Consider the following 22985-nt stretch of genomic DNA (forward strand, 5'->3'; position numbering starts at 1 on the left):
GAGCCGGTGGAGGGCCTGCCCCCGGGCGAGCGCACGGACGGGCCGGGCCGGCTGTGCCGGGTGCTGGGGTTGAACCTGAACCACAACAAGCAGCGGCTGGATTCGGACGGGCTGCACCTGCTGCGGGGGGAGCCGGTCGCGGATGACCGCGTGGAGCGGGGGCCGCGCATCGGGGTGGAGTACGCCGGGGCGTGGGCCGCTGAACCCTTCCGCTTGTGGATCCGGGACAGTGGACACGTCAGCCGCTTCGTGTCCCGGGCGCCTCGCCGTCGGCCTTGACGCGGAACCTTCCGGCTGGTTGGGTGGGAAGCGTCATGTCCCACGACGCCCCCCAGGAAGATGACCGGCAGGAAGAAGACCGGCGGCTCCTGGCGCGGGCCCAGGATGGGGACGTGTCCGCCTTCGAGGCCCTGGTGGGCCTGCACCAGGACCGGGTGTACGGCCTGGCGCTGCGGATGACGCGTTCGGAGGCGGACGCGGCGGAAATCACCCAGGAGACCTTCCTGTCCGCCTACCAGCACCTCAAGGATTTCCGGGGCGAGGCGGCCTTCGGGTCCTGGGTCCACCGCATCGCGGCGAACCACGCGCTCATGCGCCTGAGGCACCGCCGGGTGGCCCAGGCGGCGGAGGCGGAGCTCCAGACCCCCGAATTCACGGAGCGGGGCACCCTGGCGGACCAGCCCGTCACCGATTGGAGCCGGGACGCCGAGGAGAAGGCGCTGGACGCGGAGCTGGGGCAGGCCATCCAGCAGGCGGCCGACCGGCTGCCGGAGGGGTACCGGGAAGTCTTCCTCTTGAAAGACGTGGACGGCCTCAGCTACGAACAGATCGCAGAAGTGACGGGGGATTCCATCCCCGCCATCAAGAGCCGCCTGCATCGGGCACGGCTCGCGCTGCGAGAGGCCATCGACCTGTTCTACAACCGGGACAATCGCGGGGTGTGAAACCCCCAGGGCGCCTCGGCATCTTCGAACAGTAGCGAGGGGAGCCGCAGCCAGCCGAGGTTCGGATGTATACGTGCAAAGATTCCATCAACCTCCTGCTGGAATTCCTCGAGGGTGAGATGCCCGAGGAAGAGGCGCGGCACCTCCAGGAGCACCTGTCGGGCTGCAAGCCCTGCGAGGAGTTCATGAGCACCTACCGGGCGACGCCGGGGCTGTGCAAACGCGCCATGGCGCTGCGCATGCCCAAGGAGGTCTCGGCGAAGCTGACCGAGTTCCTTCGCTCGAAGATCAAGTCCTGCTCGTGAACCTGAAATCCCTTTCGTTGCCGGAACTGGAAGCGGCGCTCGCGCCGGCCCAGCCTTCACCCACCGCGGTGCGCAAGGTGTTCGCGGGCGTCTTCGCCCATGCGCGCCCCACCGTGGAAGCCGTCGCGCTGGCACCCCAGGTGCCGCGCCGCGTGGGAGACCTGCTCCGCGCCCAGGCCGAAATGCCCTCCCTGAAGGTGGTGGAGCGGCGGCAGGCGGACGACGGGTTCGTGAAGTACCTCTTCGAGTCGCCGCTGGGGGGCCGCATCGAAGCGGTGCGCATCCCCATCTTCGACGAGAAGTACGTCGTCTGCGTGTCCAGCCAGGTGGGCTGCGCGCTGGCGTGCGACTTCTGCATGACGGGCAAGCTGGGCTTCCAGCGCAACCTCCAGACCTGGGAGATTCTCGACCAGGTGATGCAGGTGCGCGCGGAGGCGGACCGGCGCGTGGGCGGCGTGGTGTTCATGGGGATGGGCGAGCCGCTGCTCAACTACAAGGAGACGCTGCGCGCGGCGCAGATCCTCTCGCACCCCGCGGGCTTCTCCATCTCTGGCACGGCCATCACCTTCTCCACGGCGGGGCACGTGCCGGCCATCCGGCGCTACACGCGCGAGGGGCACCCGTTCCGGCTGGCGTTCAGCGTGACGAGCGCCATCCCGGAGAAGCGCGCGAAGGTGCTCCCCATCGAGAAGACGCACCCGCTGCCGGAGCTCATCGAGGCGATTCGCGAGTACAGCGAGGCGCGGCGGGAGCGGGCGATGATTGCCTACGTGGCCATCCAGGGCTTCAACCTGGGGCGTGAGGACGCGGAGGCGCTGAAGGTCGCGTTCGAGGGCATCCCCATCAAGGTGGACCTCATCGACGTGACGGACCCCACGGGCAAGTACCTGCCGCCCACGGCGGAGGAGTTGAGCGCGTTTCGCGACCACCTCCAGATTCTGAAGGCGCCCATCGCGCGGCGCTATTCGGGCGGCAAGGAGATTGGCGCGGCGTGCGGCACGCTGGCGGCCAGCCAGTACGGCGGCACGGTGCTGCCGACGCCGGTGGTGACGCCTCCCCGCTAGTTTCCGGGTGCCCCGTCGTGTTCACCGCCCGGCGGGCAGGTGGGGCGACGGGTTCCGCCGGGCGTGCAGGAGGCTTAAGTCTCGCGCGGGACGTTTCCTTCGCAGGGGTGGCCGCGCGGATGATGTGGATCGAGCACGTCGACAAGCTGATTGGCGCGCTGGGGCCCTTCGGGTTCCTGGTGCTCGGCGTGGCGGCGATGCTGGAGTACGTGGTGCCGCCGTTTCCCGGGGACACCATCGTGCTCATGGGCGGCATCTACGCCGTGCGCGGTGAGAAGCCCTGGTGGCTGGTGCTGGTGGTGGTGACGGCGGGCAGTGTGCTGGGCGCCTTCATCAACTATTCGGTGGGCCAGTGGCTGGCGAAGCGCTTCGAAGCGAACCCCGGGCATTCGTTCTTCGGACTCACACACGCGCGGCTGGAGTCGGTGCAGGCGCGGATGCGGCGCGCGGGCCCGTGGCTCTTGCTGGTGAACCGGTTCCTGCCCGGCATCCGGGGCGTCATCTTCATCGCGGCGGGGGCGGCGCGCATGCCCCGGTTCAACGCGCTGGTGCTGGGCACGGTGTCCGCGCTGGCGCACAGCGGACTCATCATCGCGCTGGGCATGGCGGTGGGCGGCAACCTGGAGCGGTTGACGGTGCTCGTGACGCGCTACCAGTACGCGGCCATCGGGTTGGTGGTGGTGGTGGGCCTGGGTTTTGGCGTGCGGGCGCTGGCGCGGCGGCGTGCGTCGCCCGTGGAGCAGTCGCCGTCCTCGCGGGGCCCCTTCCTTCCGTGAAAGTGGACGGGGCCGGCCGGGGAGGGCGGCGTCCACGTTGCGCGGGCCCGGGGTGGCGCGGTTGAGTCGGGGCATGTTCCGTGCCCGTGCTCCCTGGTGGCTCCTGCTCGGCGTCTTGCTGCTCCTTGGTGGGTGTCGCTGTGGCGACGACTCCAACGTGGGCGGTGCGAGCGCCAGCTTCCGGCCGCAGGAGACGGTGGTGGACTTCGGCCGGGTGCTGGAGGGCACGCAGGTGCGCCGCTCGCTGACGCTGGTGGCCACGGGCCGCGCGGGCGTCGAGGTGGCGGCGGTGACGGAGAGTCCCTTCTTTGTCGTCGTGTCCCAGATTGTGGTGTCGGGCAGCGGCACGGGGACGGTGGACATCCTGTTCTCCGCGGGCAACACGCCGGTGGAGGGCGAGCTGGTGCTCACCGCGGGCCGCACCACGGCGACCGTGAAGCTGACCGGCGTGGGCGTGCGTCCCCTGGCGTGCCTGCCAGAGGGCGAGTGCCGCGAGTCGCGCTTCGACCTGGACTCGGGGCAGTGCATCGAGTCCCCGCTGGCTGACGGCGCTTCGTGCATCCCCGGCAGTCGCTGCCAGGAGAACGGCCGTTGTCAGGCGGGCGCCTGCGTGGGGCAGCCGCGCACGTGCAACGACGACAATCCGTGCACCGTCGACACCTGTTCGCCGACGCAGGGCTGTGTGACGACGAGCGTCGCGTGCCCCGTGCCGCGCGACCCGTGCAAGGTGGGCGTGTGCGACCGCAACCAGGGGTGCACGGTGGTGGACGTCGACAACTTCACCCCGTGCGGCGCGCTGAGCTGCAAGGAGGCCCGGGTCTGCATCAGTGGCAGTTGCCGCGCTGTGACGCCGCCGGACGGCTTCGTCTGCGCGCCCGCCACACCGTGCCAGGGAGAGGGCACGTGCAGCGCGGGCGAGTGCATGCGCCCGGACGCGGGAGACCTGGTCGCGCTCTTCAGCGCGGAGCTGGGAGGCGAGCCCATCGCGGAGGACGGCGGGCCGGTGCTGCTGGTGGATGACGGGACGGTCTACGCCTCGGTGTGCGGAGGGGACGCGGGCTGCCGGCTCGCCGCGTACACGGAGAGCGGACTGCTGCGGTACGAATCGCCGTACGAGGATGGAGGCGCGCGGACGTTGCTCGCGGCCTCGGACGCGGGCGTGGTGGTGCTCGCACCGGAAGCGCTGGAGGCGTATGCGCCCCGAGGCGCAGGGGCGTTGCGCTGGCGCGCGTCGCTGGCCCTCTCCGACGCGACCCTGGATGGAGGCGTGCAGGAGGGAGTGCCCGGCACGGGCGCGGGCCGTGTGGCGCTCACGGTGGAGGGGAACGTGCTCACCCACGTCACGTGGAGTGAGGCGGCTCCGGACGCGGGCGATGACGCGGGCACGGTGCGAGAGCCCCTGCGCTCCAGGCTCGCGTTGTTGAGCGCGGAGGCGGGCACGCCGCTGGCGCTGGGGCCCGAGGAGGACGGCGGTGGCGCGGCGAGGCTCGCCGTGGACGACACGCGTGGCGCGTACCTCTACACGCCCTGGGATGGACGGCTGGCCTTCACCTCCTGGGAGACGGCCTCCGTGGACGCGGGCCCTGCACTGGATGCAGGTGCGGTGCGCGGTGGCGAGTTCGCGCTGTATGCCCCGGCACCGAGCGACAGCCTCACGGCATGGCCCGCCTTCGGTCCCTCCGCGCTCGCGGATGGAGGCATCGGGGCCCTGGGCCTTGAAGTGCTCGACGCCGGTGTGCCGGGAGGCGCGCCTTCCCTGGCCCTGGCTTCAGGGCAACTGCTCGTGGGAGCGCGGGCCTTCCTGGACACGGATGGCGGCGTGCCTGTCGCGCTGGACTGGGATGGGGGCCTCCGCACGCTGTCGCCTCTCGACGGGCCCGTGCTGGTGACGCCCGGAGGCTCCGTGGGCCATGCCTTCGCGCGCGCGTGTGACCGCACGGATGGCACCCCATGCGCCGCGGAGGAGCTGCGCACCGTGCTCCGCACCTTCAGCTTCGATGACGGCCACGCCCTCTTCGAAGTGGACGCGCTGCCTTCTCCGCTGCTGCCCGGCACCCTGCATGAAGCCGCGTTGATGGAGTTCGGCACCGTGAGCGTGCTCGCGGACGCGGAGCTGCCCAACGGACAGCGACAGGCCTGGCTGGAGTGGATCAGCGCCGGCTCCAAGGTTGGCATGTGCGCGCTGCCGGGCCGCGTGCAGGTGGCGGGCGCGGCGTTCGCGGGCGAGGTGCTGCATGTGGCGCTCCAGCGCGACGGGGTCTGGCTCCTGGAGTCCTACCCCGTGGGCCATCGCGCGGAGACGCGGGGCTGGCCCCAGCGGAACGCCAGCCCGTCGGGGACGCGCCGGGCGGTGCCGTAGCGCGACGGTGGGCGGTCAGCCGCCCGCGCTCGGATCCACCCACAGGTCCTCGAAGCGCACCTGGGGCGGCGTCTGGTGCAGCCGCAGGTTCTGCACGGACGCCACCGCGGCCACGTGCGTACGGTCGTGGTACAGCGGGATGAGCGGGCAGTCCTCGCGCGCCAGCATCTCCGCGCGCCGGTAGAGCTGCGAGCGCAGCTCCGGATCGATGGACACGCGCGCTTCGGCGGTGAGCCGATCAAACTCCGGGTTGCGGTAGCCCAGCGGGTACACCGTCTGCGCGTTGGAGTTGAGCAGGAAGTGCAGGAACACGTCGGGGTCCGGGAAGTCCGCCAGCCACATCGTGCGGAAGGCCGGGACCCTTCCTTCACGCAGGCGCGGCAGGTACTCCTCCGGGCTCATCTGCACGTGCCGCAGCTCCAGCAGCCCCGCGTGGATCAACGGGCGGAAGAGCACCGCGTCCTCGGCGGAGGTGTCGCGGCCCACGGGATGGTGCAGCGTGAGCTGCAACCGGCGCACCCCCGCCTCGCGCAGCAGGCGCTCCGCCAGCCCCAGGTCCGCCGTGGGCGCGGGGCCCAGCTCCGCGCCATCCAGCAGCTCCGGCGGCGTGAAGGTGCGAGCCACCCGGGCCCCCGGATGGAACTGCTCCACCAGCCCCTGGATGTCCATGCCCGCGCGCAGGGCCCGCCGCACGCGCACGTCGTTGTAGGGCGCCTCGTTCAGGTTGAGGCCCACGAACGCGGTGGAGGGCGTGGTGCTGGCCACAAGCTGGTGCAACTCCAGGCCCTTGGCCTCCGTGTGCTCGGTGGGCAGGAAGGACACGAGGTCCAACTGTCCCTCCAGCATCCGGCGCACCGCCAGGGGACGCGACTCCATCAGGTGGAACTCCAGCCGGTCGAGCAGCGGAATGCCGCCGCGCCAGTAGCCCGGGTTGCGCTCCAGCACCACGCGGTCCGGCTCCAGGCCCACGACGCGGAACGGGCCCGTGCCCACCAGCTTCCCGGAGGAGTCCACCTTCGCCACCGCGGTGGCCGTGAGCGCCATCAACTGGAGGAAGAATGCCTTGGGCTCGCGCAGGCGGATTTCGAGCGTGCCCTCGTCCAGCACCTCGATGCCCGTCACCTCACGCGCCAGGCCCTGGGAGTACTCCGGCGCGCCCTCCACGTCCTCCAGCAGGCTGCGGTCCGGCGAGCGCACCGCCGGGTCCATCAACCGCTCCAGGTGGTGCTTCACGTCCAGCGCGGTGAGCATCGTCCCGTCGTGGAAGGTGACGCTCCGGCGCAGGTAGAAGCGGTAGCGGCGCGCGGAGGGGTCGGCATCCCAGCGCTCGGCCAGGTCGGGCACCAGCACGCCGTCCTCCAGCCGCACGAGGCTGGAGAAGACGCACGCCGACAGCTCCGCCATCTGGTTCTCCACGCTGAACAGCGGATCCACCGCCTGCCGGTTGCGCAGGGACGCCGCCTGATGCAGCCCCACGCGCAGCATGCCGCCCGGGCGCGCCTGCGGAAGCTGGAAGCGGAACACCTCCGCCTCCAGGCTCGCCGTCTCGTGGCTCAGTTGATCCACCGTGCGGTCCAGCCCGTCGCCAATGCGGATGACCCGGCGCGCGTCCTCGCGCACCTGCGCCACCTCCTCGCGGATGGAGGCATCGCCCCGGGTGAGCACCAGATGGGCCTGCCGCAGCTCTTCAATGGCCGCGCTCAGCCGCATCACGGCCTCGGACAGGTCGCGGCCGGTGCGCGCCTGCGCCTCCGCCTTCTGCGCGGCGCTCTGGCCCACGCGCCCCATCTCCTGCATCTGGCGCACGAGGTCGCGCGCGTTGCCGGACTGCTCGATGGCCATGCGCGTGATGTCTTCCACGCGGCGGGCCACGCGCTGGCTGGCTTCCACGACGGTGGCGCCCTGCGCCTCCAGCCGCTGCGTCTCCGCGACGGTGGCCTCCACGGCGGCGAAGGTGCGCTGGGTGATGGTGCGGATCTCCCCCAGGGCCCCGGCGGCGCGGTCGCCCAGGGCCACGCCCGCGGTGGCCTGCTCGCGGCCCTCCTGCACCAGCGCCACGGCGGTCTCCACCGCGTCGCGGATGCCGGTGACCATGGTGCCAATCTCGCGCGTGGAGCGCGTGGTGCGCTCGGCGAGGCTGCGGATCTCGTTGGCCACCACGCCGAAGGGCCGGCCGTGTTCCCCCGCCTGCGCGGCGATGATGGCGGCGTTGAGGGCCAGCAGGTTCGTCTGGTCGGCGATCTCCTGGATGACGTCCACGATGCGGCCAATCTCCATCGACCGCGTGCCGAGCATCTCCATCAGCTCGGCCGCCTTGCGCACCGTCTCCTCCACCCGGTACATGCCCTGCACGCTGTCGCCCACCAGCGCTTCGCCCCGCTGGGCGGTGGCCGTCACCGCGAGCGCCATGCTGTTGGTGTCCGTGGCGCGCCGTCGCACGGCGTCGATGCCGCCCTCCACCAGCCCGACGAACTCCGTCGCCTCGCTGGCGAAGCGGCCCAGCTCGTCACCCGCCGCGGCGATGTGGCCCAGCCGCTCCGTCATGTCCTGGATGAGGGCGCTGGTGCGCTGGCTGAAGTCGTTGACGGTGGTGAGGCCGTCCACCACCTGGTGCAGCCGCTCGGTCATCTCCAGGAGCGCGCCCGTCGTCTCGTGCGCGAAGGTCTCGATGTGCTGCACGCGCTTGACGGCCGTCTGGAGGCTGGTGCCGTTGCCGGCCACGGCGGTGAGCGTGCGCTCCACGGCGCCGCCCTGTCGCCGCGCGGCCTCCAGCAGCACGCGGGCCTGGTCGCTCACGCCGTTGCCGGTGCGGTGCAGGTTGCTCGTCACGCGCTGCACCTGGGACATGGCGCGGCGCAGGGAGAGGATGAGGCGGCGCAGGTCCTCCTGGCCCTCGAAGCCCTGGTGGATGGGTGTGGTGAGGTCGCCCTCCGCGAGCCGGGCCATCAGCCCGCGGCGCTCCCGCCTTCGCGTCGCGGCCCAGCGGAACCACGCGAGGTAGCTGCCCGACAGCCACAGGAAGGGCACGCCGAAGAACAGCACCGCCCAGCCGGCCGGGTCATCGGGTGAGCCCGTCACCCAGCGCAGCATCAGTCCCAGCAGCAGCGCGGAAACCAGGGCCGCCGCCAGCCCGAACGAGAAGAGGTACCGTTTGGCGCCCATGGAGGGGGTGCACGCTAACCCGCCTTCTCGCGCCGGTCCTCAATTCGACGCATGCTCGCCTTCGCATGAAGGCCCTTCTCGCCGTCGCCATGCTGGCGCTCCAGGTAAACCCCGCCAGCACAGGGGCCGCGAGCGGGGAATCCGTCCGTTTTGTCTTCGCGTGGCGCGGCGTGCCGGTGGGGACCGTCTCGCTGGCCCTGGACGCGGGGCGCTTCGCGTACACCAGCCGGCACCTGCACGTGCGCGAGGGCCGCGCGGGCGAGCGGGTCCGCGAGGTGACCCTGGACGTGGATGCCGCGGGGCGCGTCGTGGGCGCGGACGCGGTGCCGCAGGCGCTGTGGCTGTGGCAGGGGCCACCGCCCGAGGGCTGCGTGAAGGGCCGCGAGGAGCTGTCCGGCCAGGAAGGTCCCCACTGCGTCACGTCGCGAAGTCCCACGAGCGCCGAGGGCACGATGCTGGGCGCGCGCTTCCGCGCGGACTACGACGCGCAAGGGAGGCTGCGAGCGCTGGACGTGGGGGAGTCCCGCTTCACGGTCGCCGCGCCGGGAGAGCGGCTCAGGACCCCGCCGGAGCTCTTCGCGGCCGGCGTGCCCGTGGAGGGCGGCACGCAAGGCGCGCTGAAGTTGCTCCCGAGCGGGCAGGCTTTACGTCCCACGGCGCCCGTCCCCGAGCGCCTGCCGGACATGACGACCTGGACACCGGACGCGGCCCGGGCGCTCTCCCGGAAGGTGCACGCGGCCTTCCCGGACAAGGGCCCTACGGCGGCGGACTGGCGCTCGGGAGGGGAGGGCGAGGCGGGAGGGTGTCTGGCCCACGCGCTGCGCTTCGCCGCCCTGGCGCGCGCCAACGGCCAACGGGTGGGCCTGGTGCATGGCCTGCTGGTGGTGGACGGTGGCCCCGCGCGTCCCCATGCCTGGGTGCGCGTGGCGCTGCGGGGCGGTGGCGTGCTGGACCTGGATCCGACGTCGTTGGATCCGGTGCGCTCGGACACGCACCTGCCGCTCGCGCTCGTTCCTCCTGAGGGCCCCGGCCTGGAAGCCGGGGAGCGCTGGCTGTCGCTCCTGCGCGGGGAGTGGCGCGTGGTGCGTGCTACTCGAAGGGAATGATGGACAGCTTCGCGCCGGTCTTCACTTCGAGGATCTCCTTGGCGCGGGCTGGCAGGGAGATGGTGGTGTTGTCCAGCCGGGCATGGCAGCGCACGGAGCGGAAGCGGTTGCGGCCGGACTCGCGCTCGGCGGCGACGAGCACGTCGTCCCCCTCCAGCTCGAAGTCCTCGTCCGTCAGCTTCAGCGTGCGGTAGCGGCGCACCAGGGAGATGTCGGCCGTGTTCGCCTCGAAGTGCGGGCCGCCGTCGAACGGGTCGATGCGCTCCACGTACCGGAAGCCCACCCGCTCCAGCATCCGCTGCACTCCGCGCGTGGCGGGGCCCACTTCACCGAGCACCTTCTGCACGCGGTCCGGGAACAGCGAGGCGTAGATGTCCGACGAGGGGAACAGCTCCTTGATGAACTCCTTGTTCTGGCGGCTCAGCCGGTCGGCCTCCAGGTAGGTGAGGCCGGTGAACTTCTTGCCGCAGGCCTCCCACAGGAGGCTGCGCCCGTCCGGGAGCAGCGGCGGCAGCAGCTCCGCCAGGATGCGCGGACGGAAGATGCGCCGGTGCATGGAGATGAAGAGGAAGCGCACGAAGGACAACTGCTTGCCGGGCTTGTCCGGCGTCGCGCGGTAGGGCGGGTCCACCACCAGGCCGCCAATCTCCGTGGGGCCCTCGTAGTTGTACGCGATGGACAGCACCTTGTGCCGCAGGTGGCGCTCCAGCGAGGCGGAGTAGTGCTCCCGCTCGCTCACCTCGTAATAGATGTGCGGCGCTTCGTAGGTGCCGTGCTGGGCGATGATCATCGACGTGCCGATGATGAGGTTGTTGCGCACGTCCTCCAGCACGAACAGGTACTCGCGATCGAACGGGTCCTTCACCCGGCCCGCGAAGCTCTTCACCGACTTGTCGATGATGGCCTCGAGCGTCTCCTCGTTGTTCGGCAGGTTGACGGTGTTCAGCACCGCGGCAAGACGCTTCAGGCCGGGCAAGTCGGTTTTCTGGACGTCTCGCAGCACGAGCATGGGGCACGCAGGGGGCACCCCGGGAAGGGAGCGCCGGAAGGGTCCGCGACCATACACCACCCCCCCGGGCCGTCAGCCTCCTGCATGCTCCCCTGTCAATGACGCGTTGCGTTCAGGACACCGCTCCCCCGTCCGCTCGGTGGGTACGGGTGGGCCGTTCCCGACGTGAAACATGTCTCAAACGGACCAGGGCTCGGCTGCCCGCATGCCCTATTGTCAGGCATGTTGGAATGAACTTGAGAGGGAATGAAGTGGGGGAATGACTTGAGGTAGTGTTTGTCGAAACTTTGACGGCAAAGTTTTTTGGCTCCCCTGGCTGGTCCCCCCAACCTCCCTCAAGGATTCATCATTGAAAGCACTGCACCTCTGGCTTGCGATGTGTTTGCTCCCGAGCCTCGCTGCGGCGGGTATTGTCTGGCGGGGGGATTTCGAGACGGGGGACCGTTCGCAATTCAGTACGACCCAGATGGTGAGCGCGGACCGGCTGCAACTGGTGACGAGCCCGGTGGCGGAGGGCAAGTACGCGCTGAAGGCGACGGTGAAGCAGGGCGATGATCCCATCAACTCCAGCGGCAACCGCAACGAGCTGGTGTACCTGAGCCGGGAGAAGGTGGGTTCGGAGTACTGGTACCGCTGGAAGGTGATGTTCGCGAACGACTTCCCCAGCGTGGATGCGTGGCAGCTCTTCACTCAGTGGCACCACGACGGGTGCTGCGGGTCGCCGCCGGTGGAGTTCTTCGTCAAGGGCGAGGTCATCCGGCTGACGGTGAACGACAGCGGGACGGTGTGGAGCACGCCGCTCAAGCGCGGGGTGTGGCACGAGTTCATCTTCCACGCGAAGTGGTCCCCGGACGCGTCGGTGGGCTTCGTGGAGCTGTGGCACAACGGCAAGCAGGTGCTGAACAAGACGAAGGCCAAGACGATGTACGCCGGCCAGAACAGCTACCTGAAGCTGGGGCTGTACCGGGACGACAGCATCAAGCCGGTGGGCGTCGTCTACCACGACGGTTTCATCCAGGCGACGAGCCGCGAGGACGTGTTCCCGGTGGTGCAGCCGGAGCCCGAGCCGGAGCCGGTGGACGCGGGCAGCCCGGTGGAGCCGGACCCGGTGGTGGATGCCGGCTCTCCGGTGGAGCCTGATCCGGTGGTGGACGCGGGTTCTCCGGTGGAGCCTGATCCGGTGGTGGATGCGGGCACGTCGATGGGCGGCACGGTGGATGCGGGCACGGGCACGGGTGGCGCGTTGCCGGACACCGCGGTGAAGCCGTCGCCGCTGGATGAGAATGGTGATGACCTCTACCGGGGCGGGTGTTCGGCGAGCGGTGGTTCGCTGGCGGCGTTCTCGCTGCTGGGCCTGTTGGGTCTGATGGGGTCCCGTCGCCGCCGTCGGAGCTGAGACGCCTTGGAAGTGCCTCCCGCTCCGGTACGCCGGGGCGGGAGGTGATCGACGGCACGGGTTGAAGGGGCTGGCGCTTCCATGCGAGGAGGCGCGACGTGAGAACCCCTCCCCGACCGATGTGGCTGCTGGTCTGCCTCCTGTTGACCGCGTGCGCGGGTCCAGGGGGCTTGGCGCCCTCAAGCTATGAGCAGAGCATGGACTCCGCGACCAGCGGCTGTCTGCGCCATCCCTCGTGTGCGTCCCAGGTAGGCCGCGACGCAGTGCTTCCGTGGTTGTCGAGGACGGCGGCAAGGGCGGGCCAGGCCGCCGCGATGCTGCGCCTGTGGGAGGCGGCGGAAGTGGCCCACGTGGAGCGGGTGCTGGTGGAGTGCGCGAAGGAAGCGAACCTCCAGGTGAATGAGCGGCACCTGGGGGCGGGAGGACGGACCTCGCCGGAGCTGTGCAGGAAGCCGGTGGACCTGAAGGTGCCGGAGGTGACGTGGGGGATGAAGCTGGGGGAGGAGAAGCATGCGGCGGCGCTGGAGTGCGTGCAGCGGGTGCTAGGGCCCACGGACGCGGGACGCTTCAGCCTGGAGCCGCGCTACCTGAAGGATTCGAGGACAGGGCAGACGCGGTGGTTGGATCCGCAGGTCGTGGCCCAGTGGCTGGCGGACGGGCAGTTCCACCTGTTGGTGGGGAGCATCGTTCCGGACGTGGTGCTGCACGCGCTCGGGAACCCGCTCAAGGTCCAGGCCGTTTTTGACTTCAAGTTCCCGTGTCCGGTGACCAACCTGCCAAGTTGGGACCGATACACCGAGGGCCCCTTCACCAAGCTGTGGCAGAACGACGTCTACCAGCAACTCCTGGGCAGTGCGCAACCTCCCCGCTTGATCCATCCCAACTACAGAGCCAACTGATGACCGCGCCAGTTCCACGGGTCCGTAAAGCGTTTGATATCGAGGGCGAGACCGTGGTCCTCGTGCGCGAGGGTGTGTGCATCGCGTTCTACGTACCGCTTTCCCATGAGGTGATTGCCCCCGCCGTGTGGAGAGCGCTGGAGCACTACCGGCATTCGCTCGGATCGCGACGGCTGGGTTGGTACGTGAATGCCTCGGGGGACTGGCCAGAGCTGGATGCGAAAGGAGAGGCCGTTCTCCGGACCGAATTATTGGACTCCTCCGCACTCGTGGAACTGGCCGAACGGCCAGACTCCGTCACGGGGGTCTCCTTTCGGTACAACGGCCGCAGCAGTGAATTGCCCAACTTCCTCAAGGACCATCCCCAGAGCACCTGTGCCGTGGAGTTCTGGTTGCCCATCGAGTTCCTGGAAGATCCGGGGCCGGAGTGGGTGCGTTCGCTGGCCCTTGAGTTGGGGCGCGAGTTGCCCTGGGCGTCGGGGCATGCGGGGTTGGCACTAGAGGTCGGCGCCTGGGTTCCAGCCCTCAGCCCAAGCCTGCTCGAGGCGTGCATGCGCCACCCAGGCTTCGACCTGCCGTGGCTCCGGACGCTGGCCATGTGTCTGGGCACACGGGTGCGGCCACCCTCGTGGCTCACCTTCCTGGGCCCGCCCGTTCTGGAAGCACTGGGCGGGGCGGAAGGCCTTCGCGCGCGGTTGCACTCCCCCGCGACGCAAGTCCAATCGCTCTCACCCGAACGCGCGGTGGTCTCCCTGGGGCCCGTACCCGAAGCTGGCGACCTGGAAACTGGAGACACGCTTCCGCACTACCGCGAGCTGGCCCGCGTGCTGGAGCCCTGGCTGTATGCGCACCCGGGCGAATGGGGCGAATCGGGCGGATTCTCGCGGGAGGAAGTCCGTCGCTGGGAGCGCCGCTTCCTCTGACATTCACCCCGTGAGCGCCGGGTAGTCCACGTAGCCCTCGGGCCCCGGCGTGTAGAAGGTCGCGGGGTTCGGCGCCGCGAGCGTGGCGCCCTGCTGGAGCCGCTGCACGAGGTCCGGGTTGGAGATGAAGGGCCGGGCGAAGGCGATGAGGTCTGCCTGTCCCGCATCGAGCGCCGCCTGGGCGCGCACGCGGTCCATGCCTCCATTGAGGATGACCGGCCCCTCGTAGGTGGCGCGCAGGGCCTTCAGCGTCGTCCCGAAGCCCGCGTGCGGATTCGCGACGACGTGCACGTAGAGCAGCCCGCGCAACCCGCGCGCGAGCGTCGTGTACTGCGCCTCCACCTCGTCGTACGCCGGCAGGTCGTTGAAGGTGTTGTACGGAGACAGGCGGATGCCCACGCGCTCGGGACCGATGGCCTCCGCCGTCGCCTGCGCGACCTCGATGACGAAGCGGGCGCGGTTCTCGACGCTGCCGCCGTACGCATCCTGCCGTCGGTTGGAGTGCGGGTGCAGGAACTGCTCCAGCAGGTAGCCATTGGCGCCGTGCAGCTCGATGCCGTCGAACCCCGCCGCGACGGCGTTGCGAGCCGCCTGCACGAACTCCTCCCGGGCCTGGGTGATGTCGGCCGCGCTCATGGCTTCCGGGACGGGCGTCGGCTGGAGGCCCTCCTGGTCGGTCCACATCTTGGAGTCGGCGGCCACGGCGCTCGGTGCCACCACGCGGGCTCCGGCCGGCAGGTTGTGGGCGTGCGCGATGCGGCCCACGTGCATGAACTGCATGAAGATGCGTCCCCCCGCCGCGTGGACGCTGTCGGTGACGGCGCGCCAGGCCTGGGTCTGCTCCTCGGAGAAGATGCCGGGGATGCGCGCATAGCCAAGCCCGTTCGCGGACGGCGCGACGCCCTCGGTGATGATGAGGCCCGCGGAGGCGCGCTGCGTGTAGTACGCGCGCATCAACTCGTTGGGCAGGCCGCCAATCGCGCGGCTGCGGGTCATGGGCGCCATGACGACGCGGTTGGGAAGGGCGAGCGTGCCTAGACGATAGGAAGAGAAGAGGTCCATGGACGGGCTCCTGTGGCCGGTGGGTCACCCCAATCTGAAGGCCCGCGAGGGTTTGGACAATGAGGGAACTCACAGACAGACTGTCCGTCCATGCGGACAATGCCCCAGGCGGATCCCGGCGCCGTCCTCGCCTTCGTCGCGGTGGTGGAGCACAAGAGCTTTCGCGGCGCGGCGCGGGCGCTCGGCATCCCCAAGTCGACGTTGAGTCAGCGCGTGGCGTTCCTGGAAGAGCACCTGGGCGCCCGCCTGCTGTCGCGCACCACGCGGTCGGTGACGCTGACGGACATCGGCGCGAGCTATCACCGCGAGGTCGCGCCCGCGATGGCCGCGCTGAACGCCGCCGAGGCGCTGGTCGGTGAACTCCAGGCACATCCCACGGGTCGCCTGCGCATGACCACGCCCCTGGAGCTGGGACAGGCGGCGCTCGGGGACGTCCTCTCCGTCTACGCCGAACGCTTCCCCGAGGTGAAGGTGGAGGTGGACCTGACGGACCGTCAGGTGAACCTGGTGGACGAGGGCTATGACCTGGCGGTGCGCGTGGGGCCGCTCACGGATTCGCGGTTGATGGCCCGCCGGCTGGGTTCGCCCCAGTACCTGGGCGTCTACGCGAGCGCGGCGTACCTGCGACGGGCGGGGACGCCGAAGCGACCGCGCGACCTCGCGGACCATCGCTGCCTTGTGATGACGGGTTCGCGGACGCCCACGACGTGGAGCTTCAGCTCCGGGCGGAAGACGGAGCTGGTGACCCTCGAACCGCACATGGCGGTCAACAGCTTCGAGGTGCTGAGCGAGCTCGCCGTGGCCGGCGTCGGAATCGCGAGGCTGCCGACGATGCACGCGTCGCGCTCGCCCGCGCGCAGGGAGCTGAAGGAGTTGCTGCGCCCGTTCGTCGCGGCCCGTCAGGCCTTCGTGCTCTATCCGAGCGCGCGCAATGCATCCCCCGCGATGCGCGCGATGATCGACGTGCTGGTGGAGCGATTCGAACTGGCGCCCTGGCACCTGTCGGGGTGAGCAGAGGGTGGAGTTGAAGGAGCCTGTGTTTCCGTGCGAGGAGAGGAGGCTCCTCGTGCGAATGCCCCCGATGCTGACGTGGCTGTGGTGTTGCCTGCTGCTGACCGCATGCGCGGGTGCGCAACTCAGCGCGCCCCAGAGTTATTCGCAGACCCTGGACTCCGCGACCCGCGGCTGCCTGCACCACCCGGGCTGTGCGAGCCAGGTGGGCCAGGACGCGATCCTCCCGTGGCTGGCGAGGGCTGTGGGAAGGGCAGGACAGGCCGCGGCGATGCTGCGCCTGTGGGAGGCCGCGGAGGTGGCCCACGTGGAGCGGGTGCTGGTGGAGTGCGCGAAGGAGGCGAACTTCCAGGTGAACGAGCGGCTCCTGGGGAAGGGAGGACGGACCTCGCCGGAGCTGTGCAGGAAGCCGGTGGACCTGAAGGCGCCGGAGGTGACGTGGGGGATGAAGCTGGGGGAGGAGAAGCACGCGGCGGCGCTGGAGTGTGTGCAGCGGGTGCTGGGGGCCACGGACGCGGGGCGCTTCAGCCTGGAGCCGCGCTACCTTGTCGATGCGAAGACGGGGCGGACGCGGTGGCTGGATCCGAGGGATGTAGCCCAGTGGCTGGCGGACGGACAGTTCCACCTGCTGTTGGGGAGCATCGTCCCGGATGTGGTGCTGCACGCGCTGGGGAATCCCCTCAAGGTTCAAAGGGTCTACGACTTCAAGTTCCCCTGTCCTGTCACCAACTCGCCGAGCTGGAACGAATACACCTCTGGGCACACCTTCGAAAAAATGAACCAGGGTTCTGCGTATCGGAAGGTGCTGGGCGAAAAGCTGGAGCCACGGATGGTCACCCCGAATCAAGGTGTCACGCCATGACCGAGCGGTATCCGAGGATACGAACCGTCATCGACATCGAAGGTGAGCAGATCACAGTCCTTCGGGAGGGCATCTTCATTGCGTTCTACATGCCCGGCTTCCATGGAGAAGTGGCTTCCGCTGTAGAGCATTCGCTGGAGAGATACCTTCATGCCCTCCGCCCCAAGGCGCTCGGTGCATACGTCGACGAGCACGGCTATTGGCGAACGCTGGACGCGGAGCTGACGATCCTTCGGCAAAAATTGAGGGATCCTCGTGGGGCCTACATCACGGCGCGAGGTCAGCCTGACTCCGTGACGGGTGTAGGATTCTATTATCAGGGGCATGCCACCCTCCCGTTGCTGTTTGCTCGGGACCCTCCTCAAGCCATGTGTGCGGTGGAGTTCTGGCTGCCAACCGAGTTCCTGGAGCAACAAGGAGCGGAGGTGGCACGCTCGCTGATCACCTCGTTGGGGCAAGACCTGCCCTTCAGCTCGGGATACGCAGGGCTGTCTTTCGAGACATGGGGCTGGATGGATGCCACCACTCCAGTCCTGCGCGCACGCAGTCTGCGACACCCGGGCTTCGACTTGCCGGTGTCGCATTCATTGGCCTTGTACATGTCACTGGGCACGAAGGTCCGCGCTCCTGCGTGGCTCACCTTCCTGGGCCCACCGGTGTTGAACGAACTGGGCGGAGCCGAAGGACTGCGCTCCCGGCTGCACTCGCCAGGAACCGAGGTCCACTCCCTGTCCACGGACCGCGCGGTGGTGTCCCTGGGCCCGGAACCCGAGGCGGGGGACCTGGAGGCCGGTGACACGCTTCCGCACTACCGTGAGCTGGCCCGCGTGCTGGAGCCCTGGCGCTACGTCCACAAGGGTTCGTGGGGCTCACTCGCGGAAGAGGAAATCCGCCACTGGGAGCGCCGCTTCCTCTGACCCTGCTACTTCAGTCCCCGGAGCGCGGGAGCAACGCCACCGGACCGGACTCGCTGGCGCCGTCGTGGAGCGTCACGTGCGGAGTCCTGCCTCGATGGCCTCCGACCCCGACTCGAGGAACGCCGCGCGCTTCTGTCATGCAGCTTCCCGGGAAGCCATCGTCGCCCGCAGACAGCCGCGCGCCCGGTAGCCGCAACCGTTAGGATGGCGCACGATGGCTGAACAGACGCCGCCCTACTGGCTCCTCATCTCCGTGCTCTTCAGCTCCCAGCCCCTCACGCCCGCGCTGGCGATGACGCTGCACGAAGCCGCCTACGAGCTGTATTCGCGCGGCGAGGGCTCCCGCGAGGTCGCGGGCGATCTGCTCTCCGGCCGCGTCACCAACCTGCGCAAGGAGATGGCCCTGGGCGGCATCGCCGGGCCGGCCTTCGAGGCCGAAATCGAGACCGAGCGCGGCTCCGGAACCGTGCGCTTCATGCTCACGCGCCAGGGCCTGGAGATGATGAAGGCCCAGCCGCCCGCCACGCCCGCGCGGCCCAAGTACCTCAACTGAGGGAAGGGGAGCCCGGCTGCCCGGCCGCTCCCAGCGCGAGGGGACCGTCACCACCTTTGGAATTCAAGGGAGGAACGACGTCATGGATCCCAAGGACGAATACATGAAGCGCGGCGCCGGCATCCCACTGGATCCGGAGAAGCAGAAGGACCCCGACGAGGACGGCGACGTGGTGCCCGCGGAAGGTCGCGCCGAGGAACTCAACGACATGACCGGGCAGAACGGCGGTCAACGCACGGACGCGGACCAGCCGTGGAAGGACACGCGGAACCGACATGACGGCATCCGCGACCAGTACAGCGACGACAGCGACAAGCAGAAGCCCTGAGAAGTCCTGAGGCGCCCCGGGAGCAATCCCGGGGGGCCCGGCGCTTCGGAAGGGACTACTCCTTCTCCAGGTCGATCTTCATGCCGCCCATGTGGAGGATGGACTGGGACATGGTCACCGCCGACATGGTGGCCAGGTCCTCCAGCGCCTGCTGCTCCTCGCTCTTGGGCTGACCCGCGCCGCCGGACGTGTTCGACCCCGCCTGCTGCAGGCCGGGCATGTTCTGGGAGGGCGTGGCGCCCGACGCGGTGTAGGTGCCCACCAGCGAGCCGTGCGACGTGGCGCCCATCTGGGCCAGCGCCGACGACACCACGGAGCCGCCCGAGAACTGGGCGCCCGCCTTCGGCGCCTGCGAGGACACGCCCTGCATCAGCGAGCCGAAGCGGCTGCCCGACACCGGCGCGGAGGTATTCGTCGTGGCCGGCTGCACCCGCGGACCGGAGAGGGACGTGATGCGGTTCATGGCGGCTCCCGTCAAAGGCCCCGGTCGGTGGCGCTCCTGGAGGGGCGCGCCTGTGGGGCTTCAAGTTCTCCCTATTATCGCCCCAGCCCCCGGGAAGTTGCTTCTTTCAGGTCCCAGCCCGCCCCGGAAGCAGCCCTGGGAACGGCGAAGGCCGCGGATCCACGGGGGAATTTCCCCCAGGGACACGCGGCCTCCTCACTTCAGGAACGGGATTCCGTCCGCCCGGACTAGAACTGGTGGGCTTCGGTGGACTCGTGCAGGGCCAGGGTGCTGGCGCTGCCGCCGGAAATCACCTCGGCGACCTGGTCGAAGTAGCCGGTGCCCACTTCGCGCTGGTGGCGCGTGGCGGTGTAGCCGTCCTTCTCCGCGCCGAACTCCTGCTGCTGCATCTCGCTGTAGGCCGCCATGCCGCGGTCCTTGTACTTCCGCGCCAGCTCGTACATCGAGAAGTTCAGCGCGTGGAAGCCGGCCAGCGTGACGAACTGGAACTTGTAGCCCATGGCGCCCAGCTCACGCTGGAACTTCGCGATGGTGGCGTCGTCCAGGTTCTTCTTCCAGTTGAAGGAAGGCGAGCAGTTGTACGCGAGCATCTTGTTCGGGAACTTCTTGCGGATGCCCTCGGAGAAGGCCTTCGCCTGCGCGAGGTCCGGGGTGCTCGTCTCGCACCACACCAGGTCCGCGTACGGCGCGTACGCCAGGCCGCGCGCGATGGCGCACTCCAGGCCGCCCTTGATGCGGTAGAAACCTTCCCCCGTGCGGCCCGCCGCCTTGTCGATGAACGGGTGGTCGTACTCGTCCGCGTCGCTCATCAGCAGCTTGGCGCTGTCCGCGTCCGTGCGGGCCACCAGCAGCGTGGACACGCCCATCACGTCGGAGGCCAGGCGCGCCGCGGTCAGCGTGCGCACGAAGTGGCTGGTGGGCACCAGCACCTTGCCGCCCATGTGGCCGCACTTCTTCTCGCTGGCGAGCTGGTCCTCGAAGTGCACGCCCGCGGCGCCCGCTTCGATCATCCCCTTCATCAGCTCGTAGGCGTTGAGCGGACCGCCGAAGCCGGCCTCCGCGTCCGCGATGATGGGCGCGAACCAGTTGCGGTCATGGCGGCCCTCCGCGTGGTCGATCTGATCCGCGCGGCGCAGGGCGTTGTTGATCTTCTTCACCACGCTGGGGACGCTGTCCACCGGGTACAGGCTCTGGTCCGGGTACATCTGGCCCGCGGAGTTCGCGTCCGCGGCGACCTGCCAGCCGGACAGGTAGATGGCCTTCAGGCCCGCGCGCACCATCTGCACGGCCTGGTTGCCGGTGAGGGCGCCCAGCGCGTTGATGTACGCGTCCGTGTGGAGCAGCTCCCACAGGCGACGGGCCCCCATCTCCGCGAGGGTGTGGCTGACGCGGATGGAGCCGCGCAGCTTCTCCACGTCCTTCTCGGTGTAGGTGCGCGTGATTCCCTCGAAGCGCTGGGCATGGAGCTTCGCGTGAGGGGAGGCATCGGAAGTGGTCGGCGTCGCGTCGTACATGCCAGGACTCCTCAAGGGTGCTGCGGTGAAGGGATGTGAAAAGGCTTCAGGAAAAATGTGACGTCAGGACTTCGCATCCAGGGCCTCGTAGGCCGGCAGGGTGAGGAAGTCCTCGAAGGCAGGCGCGGTGGAAAGCTGCTCGAAGAGGGCGCGGGACTTCTCCACGTGGGCCTGGCCGTAGCGCTCCGCCACGCCCTCGCGGTTCATCTGGGCCATCTCCTCCGCGAGGAGCTTGCGGAACAACTCCAGGGTGACCTTCTGGCCGTCGTCCAGCGTGGCGCCGTGGTGGATCCACTGCCACACCTGGGCGCGGGAGATTTCGGCGGTGGCCGCGTCCTCCATCAGGTTGTAGAGGGGCACGCAGCCCAGGCCGCCCAGCCACGCGGCGGTGTACTGGATGCCCACGCGGATGTTGTGGCGCAGGCCCTCCTCCGTGCGGGTGCCGGAGGGAATCTGGAGCAGGTCCGCTTCGGTGACGCGCACGTCCTCGCGCTTGTTGGCCACCTGGTTGGCGCCCTTCATCTGCGCGTCGAAAATCTCCTTCGCCACCGGGACGAGGCCGGGGTGCGCGACCCAGGTGCCGTCGTGGCCGTTCTTCGCCTCGCGCTGCTTGTCGGTGCGGACCTTGGCCATCACCGCGTCGTTGGCGGCGGCGTCACCCTTGATGGGGATGAAGGCGGCCATGCCGCCCATGGCGTGCGCGCCCCGGCGGTGGCAGGTCTGGATGAGCAGTTGCGAGTAGGCGTTGAGGAAGCCCTTGTCCATGGTCACCTGCCCCCGGTCGGGCAGCACCACGGACGCGTCCGACTGGAGCGTCTTGATGAAGCTGAAGATGTAGTCCCAGCGGCCGCAGTTGAGGCCGGCCGAGTGCTCGCGCAGCTCGTAGAGGATTTCGTCCATCTCGAACGCGGCGGGCAGCGTTTCGATGAGGACGGTGGCCTTGATGGTGCCGCGCGGGATGTCCAGCTCGCTCTGGGCCAGGTGGAACACGTCGTTCCACAGCCGGGCCTCCAGGTGGCTCTGCATCTTGGGCAGGTAGAAGTACGGGCCGGTGCCGCGCTTCAACTGCTCCCGGGCGTTGTGGAAGAAGAACAGGCCGAAGTCGAAGAGCGAGCCGGAGATGGGCTTGCCGTCGATGCGCACGTGGCGCTCCGGCAGGTGCCAGCCGCGCGGGCGCACGAAGAGCACGGCGTGCTTCTCATGGAGCGCGTACTGCTTCCCGTTCTCCGCCGTGAAGGAGATGGACTCGCGGACCGCGTCGCGCAGGTTCACCTGGCCGCGCACCACGTTGTCCCAGGTGGGGCTGTTGGCGTCCTCGAAGTCCGCCATGAAGACGCTGGCGCCGGAGTTGAGCGCGTTGATGATCATCTTGCGGTCCACCGGACCGGTGATCTCCACGCGCCGGTCCTGGAGGTCCGCCGGCACCGGGGACACCGACCAGTCGCCCTTGCGGATGTCCGCCGTCTCCGGGAGGAAGTGCGGACGCTCACCCTTGCGCCAGCCCTCCGCGACCTTCTTGCGCCGCTCCAGCAGCGCTTCGCGGCGCTCGCCGAAGGTGCGCACCAGCTTCGCCACGAACGCCATGGCCTCCTGCGTCAGCACCGCCGCGTAATCCGGGTGCCAGCCCCCCTCGATGCTCACGCCGGGACCGAAAGTCGGCGGGGTCTGGGAGGTGTTGGCGTCCATGTCGGCTCCTGACGTGATGCGTTGTAAAGGCGGTCTGATGGGCTGAAAGATGCCCCTGCCGTCTGTGGAAGGGAAGTCTTGGTGAATTAGAAGCTGCTTGCCTGTAAGGCTGTCAACATCCAGCGGATTAAATCTGTAAATCCACTGACGCACCGGGACACAACCCCCCGGAACCCCATGTCCTGGGGGTGGCAATCACCTGACGCGGCCCCCGTAGGTAGGGATGAGGCCCCCATGTCGCCAAGCGGGGGCGCGAAGGAGAGGTCAGGTCATGGACGTCACGACACGCTGTGGGGCTTGTTCGACGGAGCTGTCCCGGGAAGCGGCGGGTTGCCCGCACTGCCGCCCGGGCGCGTCGCCGCTGCACCGGGGGGAGGGGCGCTCGGTCCTGGGGGTGTGCTCGCTGCTGGCCCGGGGGATGGGGGTGTCCGTCACCTGGGTGCGGCTGGCGTTCGTGGTGCTGCTGTTCGCGTCGTCCGGGATGGGCTTGCTGCTCTACCTGCTGGTGTGGGCGTTCACGCCGGCGCGGGCCGGGGCGAAGGCGCCGCTGCAGGGGCTCTTGGACTGGGTCTCCCGGGTGGCGAACACGCCCGTGGACGACGACGCCCCCCGCTGGGAGCGCCGCGTCTGAGTCCTGGCTTCGTCC

22 protein-coding genes are annotated in these 22985 nt (G+C 69.4%); 16 read left to right on the forward strand and 6 right to left on the reverse strand.

Annotated elements, in window-relative coordinates; all coding sequences use genetic code 11:
* From D7V88_RS03950 to D7V88_RS03975, 6 genes are all read left to right on the forward strand, one after another.
* Window positions 1-279, forward strand: a 279-nt coding sequence (locus D7V88_RS03950; protein ID WP_208726094.1) for a DNA-3-methyladenine glycosylase, incomplete at its 5' end; no start/stop codon positions are given.
* A gap of 35 nt (window positions 280-314) precedes the next feature.
* Window positions 315-944: an RNA polymerase sigma factor gene (locus D7V88_RS03955; RefSeq protein ID WP_120539248.1), complete on the forward strand. Its 630-nt coding sequence runs from the start codon at window positions 315-317 to the stop codon at window positions 942-944.
* Window positions 945-1009: 65 nt separating this feature from the next.
* Complete coding sequence (locus tag D7V88_RS03960; RefSeq protein WP_120539249.1) at window positions 1010-1249, forward strand: anti-sigma factor family protein; 240 nt, start codon at window positions 1010-1012, stop codon at window positions 1247-1249.
* Complete coding sequence (locus D7V88_RS03965; protein WP_120539250.1) at window positions 1246-2313, forward strand: radical SAM protein; 1068 nt, start codon at window positions 1246-1248, stop codon at window positions 2311-2313. Before D7V88_RS03960 ends, D7V88_RS03965 begins: the two co-directional genes overlap by 4 nt.
* Window positions 2314-2435: 122 nt before the next feature.
* Complete coding sequence (locus tag D7V88_RS03970) at window positions 2436-3089, forward strand: DedA family protein (RefSeq protein ID WP_120539284.1); 654 nt, start codon at window positions 2436-2438, stop codon at window positions 3087-3089.
* Between the two features lie 73 nt (window positions 3090-3162).
* Complete coding sequence (locus D7V88_RS03975; RefSeq protein ID WP_120539251.1) at window positions 3163-5448, forward strand: hypothetical protein; 2286 nt, start codon at window positions 3163-3165, stop codon at window positions 5446-5448.
* Between the two features lie 15 nt (window positions 5449-5463).
* On the opposite strand, the gene D7V88_RS03980 is transcribed toward D7V88_RS03975, so the two are convergent.
* Window positions 5464-8610, reverse strand: a complete 3147-nt coding sequence (locus D7V88_RS03980) for an ABC transporter substrate-binding protein (RefSeq protein WP_120539252.1) — start codon at window positions 8608-8610, stop codon at window positions 5464-5466.
* Between the two features lie 65 nt (window positions 8611-8675).
* Here D7V88_RS03980 and D7V88_RS03985 point away from each other — a divergent pair, with 65 nt between their 5' ends.
* The gene (locus D7V88_RS03985; RefSeq protein ID WP_120539253.1) at window positions 8676-9716 is read left to right on the forward strand and encodes a lasso peptide biosynthesis protein; all 1041 of its coding nucleotides are present in this window, start codon (window positions 8676-8678) and stop codon (window positions 9714-9716) included.
* Here D7V88_RS03985 and D7V88_RS03990 read toward each other — a convergent pair.
* Window positions 9700-10725: an arginine N-succinyltransferase gene (locus D7V88_RS03990; protein WP_120539254.1), complete on the reverse strand. Its 1026-nt coding sequence runs from the start codon at window positions 10723-10725 to the stop codon at window positions 9700-9702. The two genes, D7V88_RS03985 and D7V88_RS03990, sit on opposite strands and share 17 nt — an antisense overlap.
* Window positions 10726-11101: 376 nt before the next feature.
* On the opposite strand from D7V88_RS03990, the gene D7V88_RS03995 reads away from it, so the two are divergent.
* The 3 genes from D7V88_RS03995 to D7V88_RS04005 all read left to right on the forward strand — a co-directional run bounded on the left by D7V88_RS03995 (window position 11102) and on the right by D7V88_RS04005 (window position 13943).
* Window positions 11102-12121 (forward strand): polysaccharide lyase family 20 protein, encoded by a 1020-nt coding sequence (locus D7V88_RS03995; protein WP_120539255.1) that lies wholly within the window; start codon window positions 11102-11104, stop codon window positions 12119-12121.
* A gap of 197 nt (window positions 12122-12318) precedes the next feature.
* On the forward strand, window positions 12319-13020 hold the full coding sequence (locus D7V88_RS04000) for a hypothetical protein (RefSeq protein WP_244237965.1): 702 nt from the start codon (window positions 12319-12321) through the stop codon (window positions 13018-13020).
* A gap of 53 nt (window positions 13021-13073) precedes the next feature.
* Window positions 13074-13943, forward strand: a complete 870-nt coding sequence (locus D7V88_RS04005; protein ID WP_244237966.1) for a type VI immunity family protein — start codon at window positions 13074-13076, stop codon at window positions 13941-13943.
* A 3-nt stretch (window positions 13944-13946) separates the two neighbouring features.
* On the opposite strand, the gene D7V88_RS04010 is transcribed toward D7V88_RS04005, so the two are convergent.
* On the reverse strand, window positions 13947-15005 hold the full coding sequence (locus tag D7V88_RS04010) for an alkene reductase (RefSeq protein WP_120539258.1): 1059 nt from the start codon (window positions 15003-15005) through the stop codon (window positions 13947-13949).
* A 90-nt stretch (window positions 15006-15095) separates the two neighbouring features.
* Here D7V88_RS04010 and D7V88_RS04015 point away from each other — a divergent pair, with 90 nt between their 5' ends.
* From D7V88_RS04015 to D7V88_RS04035, 5 genes are all read left to right on the forward strand, one after another.
* Entirely contained in the window at window positions 15096-16016 is a 921-nt protein-coding gene (locus D7V88_RS04015; protein ID WP_120539259.1) for a LysR family transcriptional regulator, read from the forward strand.
* Between the two features lie 61 nt (window positions 16017-16077).
* Window positions 16078-16878, forward strand: coding sequence for a hypothetical protein (locus D7V88_RS04020; protein WP_120539260.1), 801 nt, complete (start codon window positions 16078-16080; stop codon window positions 16876-16878).
* A complete protein-coding gene (locus D7V88_RS04025) occupies window positions 16875-17795 on the forward strand; it encodes a type VI immunity family protein (RefSeq protein ID WP_120539261.1) in 921 nt (306 codons plus the stop codon). Before D7V88_RS04020 ends, D7V88_RS04025 begins: the two co-directional genes overlap by 4 nt.
* Window positions 17796-18009: 214 nt before the next feature.
* Complete coding sequence (locus D7V88_RS04030; protein WP_120539262.1) at window positions 18010-18348, forward strand: hypothetical protein; 339 nt, start codon at window positions 18010-18012, stop codon at window positions 18346-18348.
* Window positions 18349-18430: 82 nt separating this feature from the next.
* Window positions 18431-18676 carry a hypothetical protein gene (locus D7V88_RS04035; protein ID WP_120539263.1) on the forward strand — a complete coding sequence of 82 codons (246 nt, stop codon included), beginning with the start codon at window positions 18431-18433 and terminating at the stop codon, window positions 18674-18676.
* A 55-nt stretch (window positions 18677-18731) separates the two neighbouring features.
* On the opposite strand, the gene D7V88_RS04040 is transcribed toward D7V88_RS04035, so the two are convergent.
* The 3 genes from D7V88_RS04040 to aceB form a co-directional block, all read right to left on the reverse strand.
* Window positions 18732-19139: a hypothetical protein gene (locus tag D7V88_RS04040; RefSeq protein ID WP_120539264.1), complete on the reverse strand. Its 408-nt coding sequence runs from the start codon at window positions 19137-19139 to the stop codon at window positions 18732-18734.
* A gap of 227 nt (window positions 19140-19366) precedes the next feature.
* Entirely contained in the window at window positions 19367-20653 is a 1287-nt protein-coding gene (aceA, locus tag D7V88_RS04045; RefSeq protein ID WP_120539265.1) for an isocitrate lyase, read from the reverse strand.
* Window positions 20654-20716: 63 nt separating this feature from the next.
* The gene (aceB, locus tag D7V88_RS04050; RefSeq protein ID WP_120539266.1) at window positions 20717-22339 is read right to left on the reverse strand and encodes a malate synthase A; all 1623 of its coding nucleotides are present in this window, start codon (window positions 22337-22339) and stop codon (window positions 20717-20719) included.
* Between the two features lie 271 nt (window positions 22340-22610).
* On the opposite strand from aceB, the gene D7V88_RS04055 reads away from it, so the two are divergent.
* Complete coding sequence (locus D7V88_RS04055; protein ID WP_120539267.1) at window positions 22611-22970, forward strand: PspC domain-containing protein; 360 nt, start codon at window positions 22611-22613, stop codon at window positions 22968-22970.
* The last annotated feature ends 15 nt before the right edge of the window (window positions 22971-22985 follow it).

The organism is Corallococcus terminator, from assembly GCF_003611635.1.
GTDB classification, from domain to species: domain Bacteria; phylum Myxococcota; class Myxococcia; order Myxococcales; family Myxococcaceae; genus Corallococcus; species Corallococcus terminator.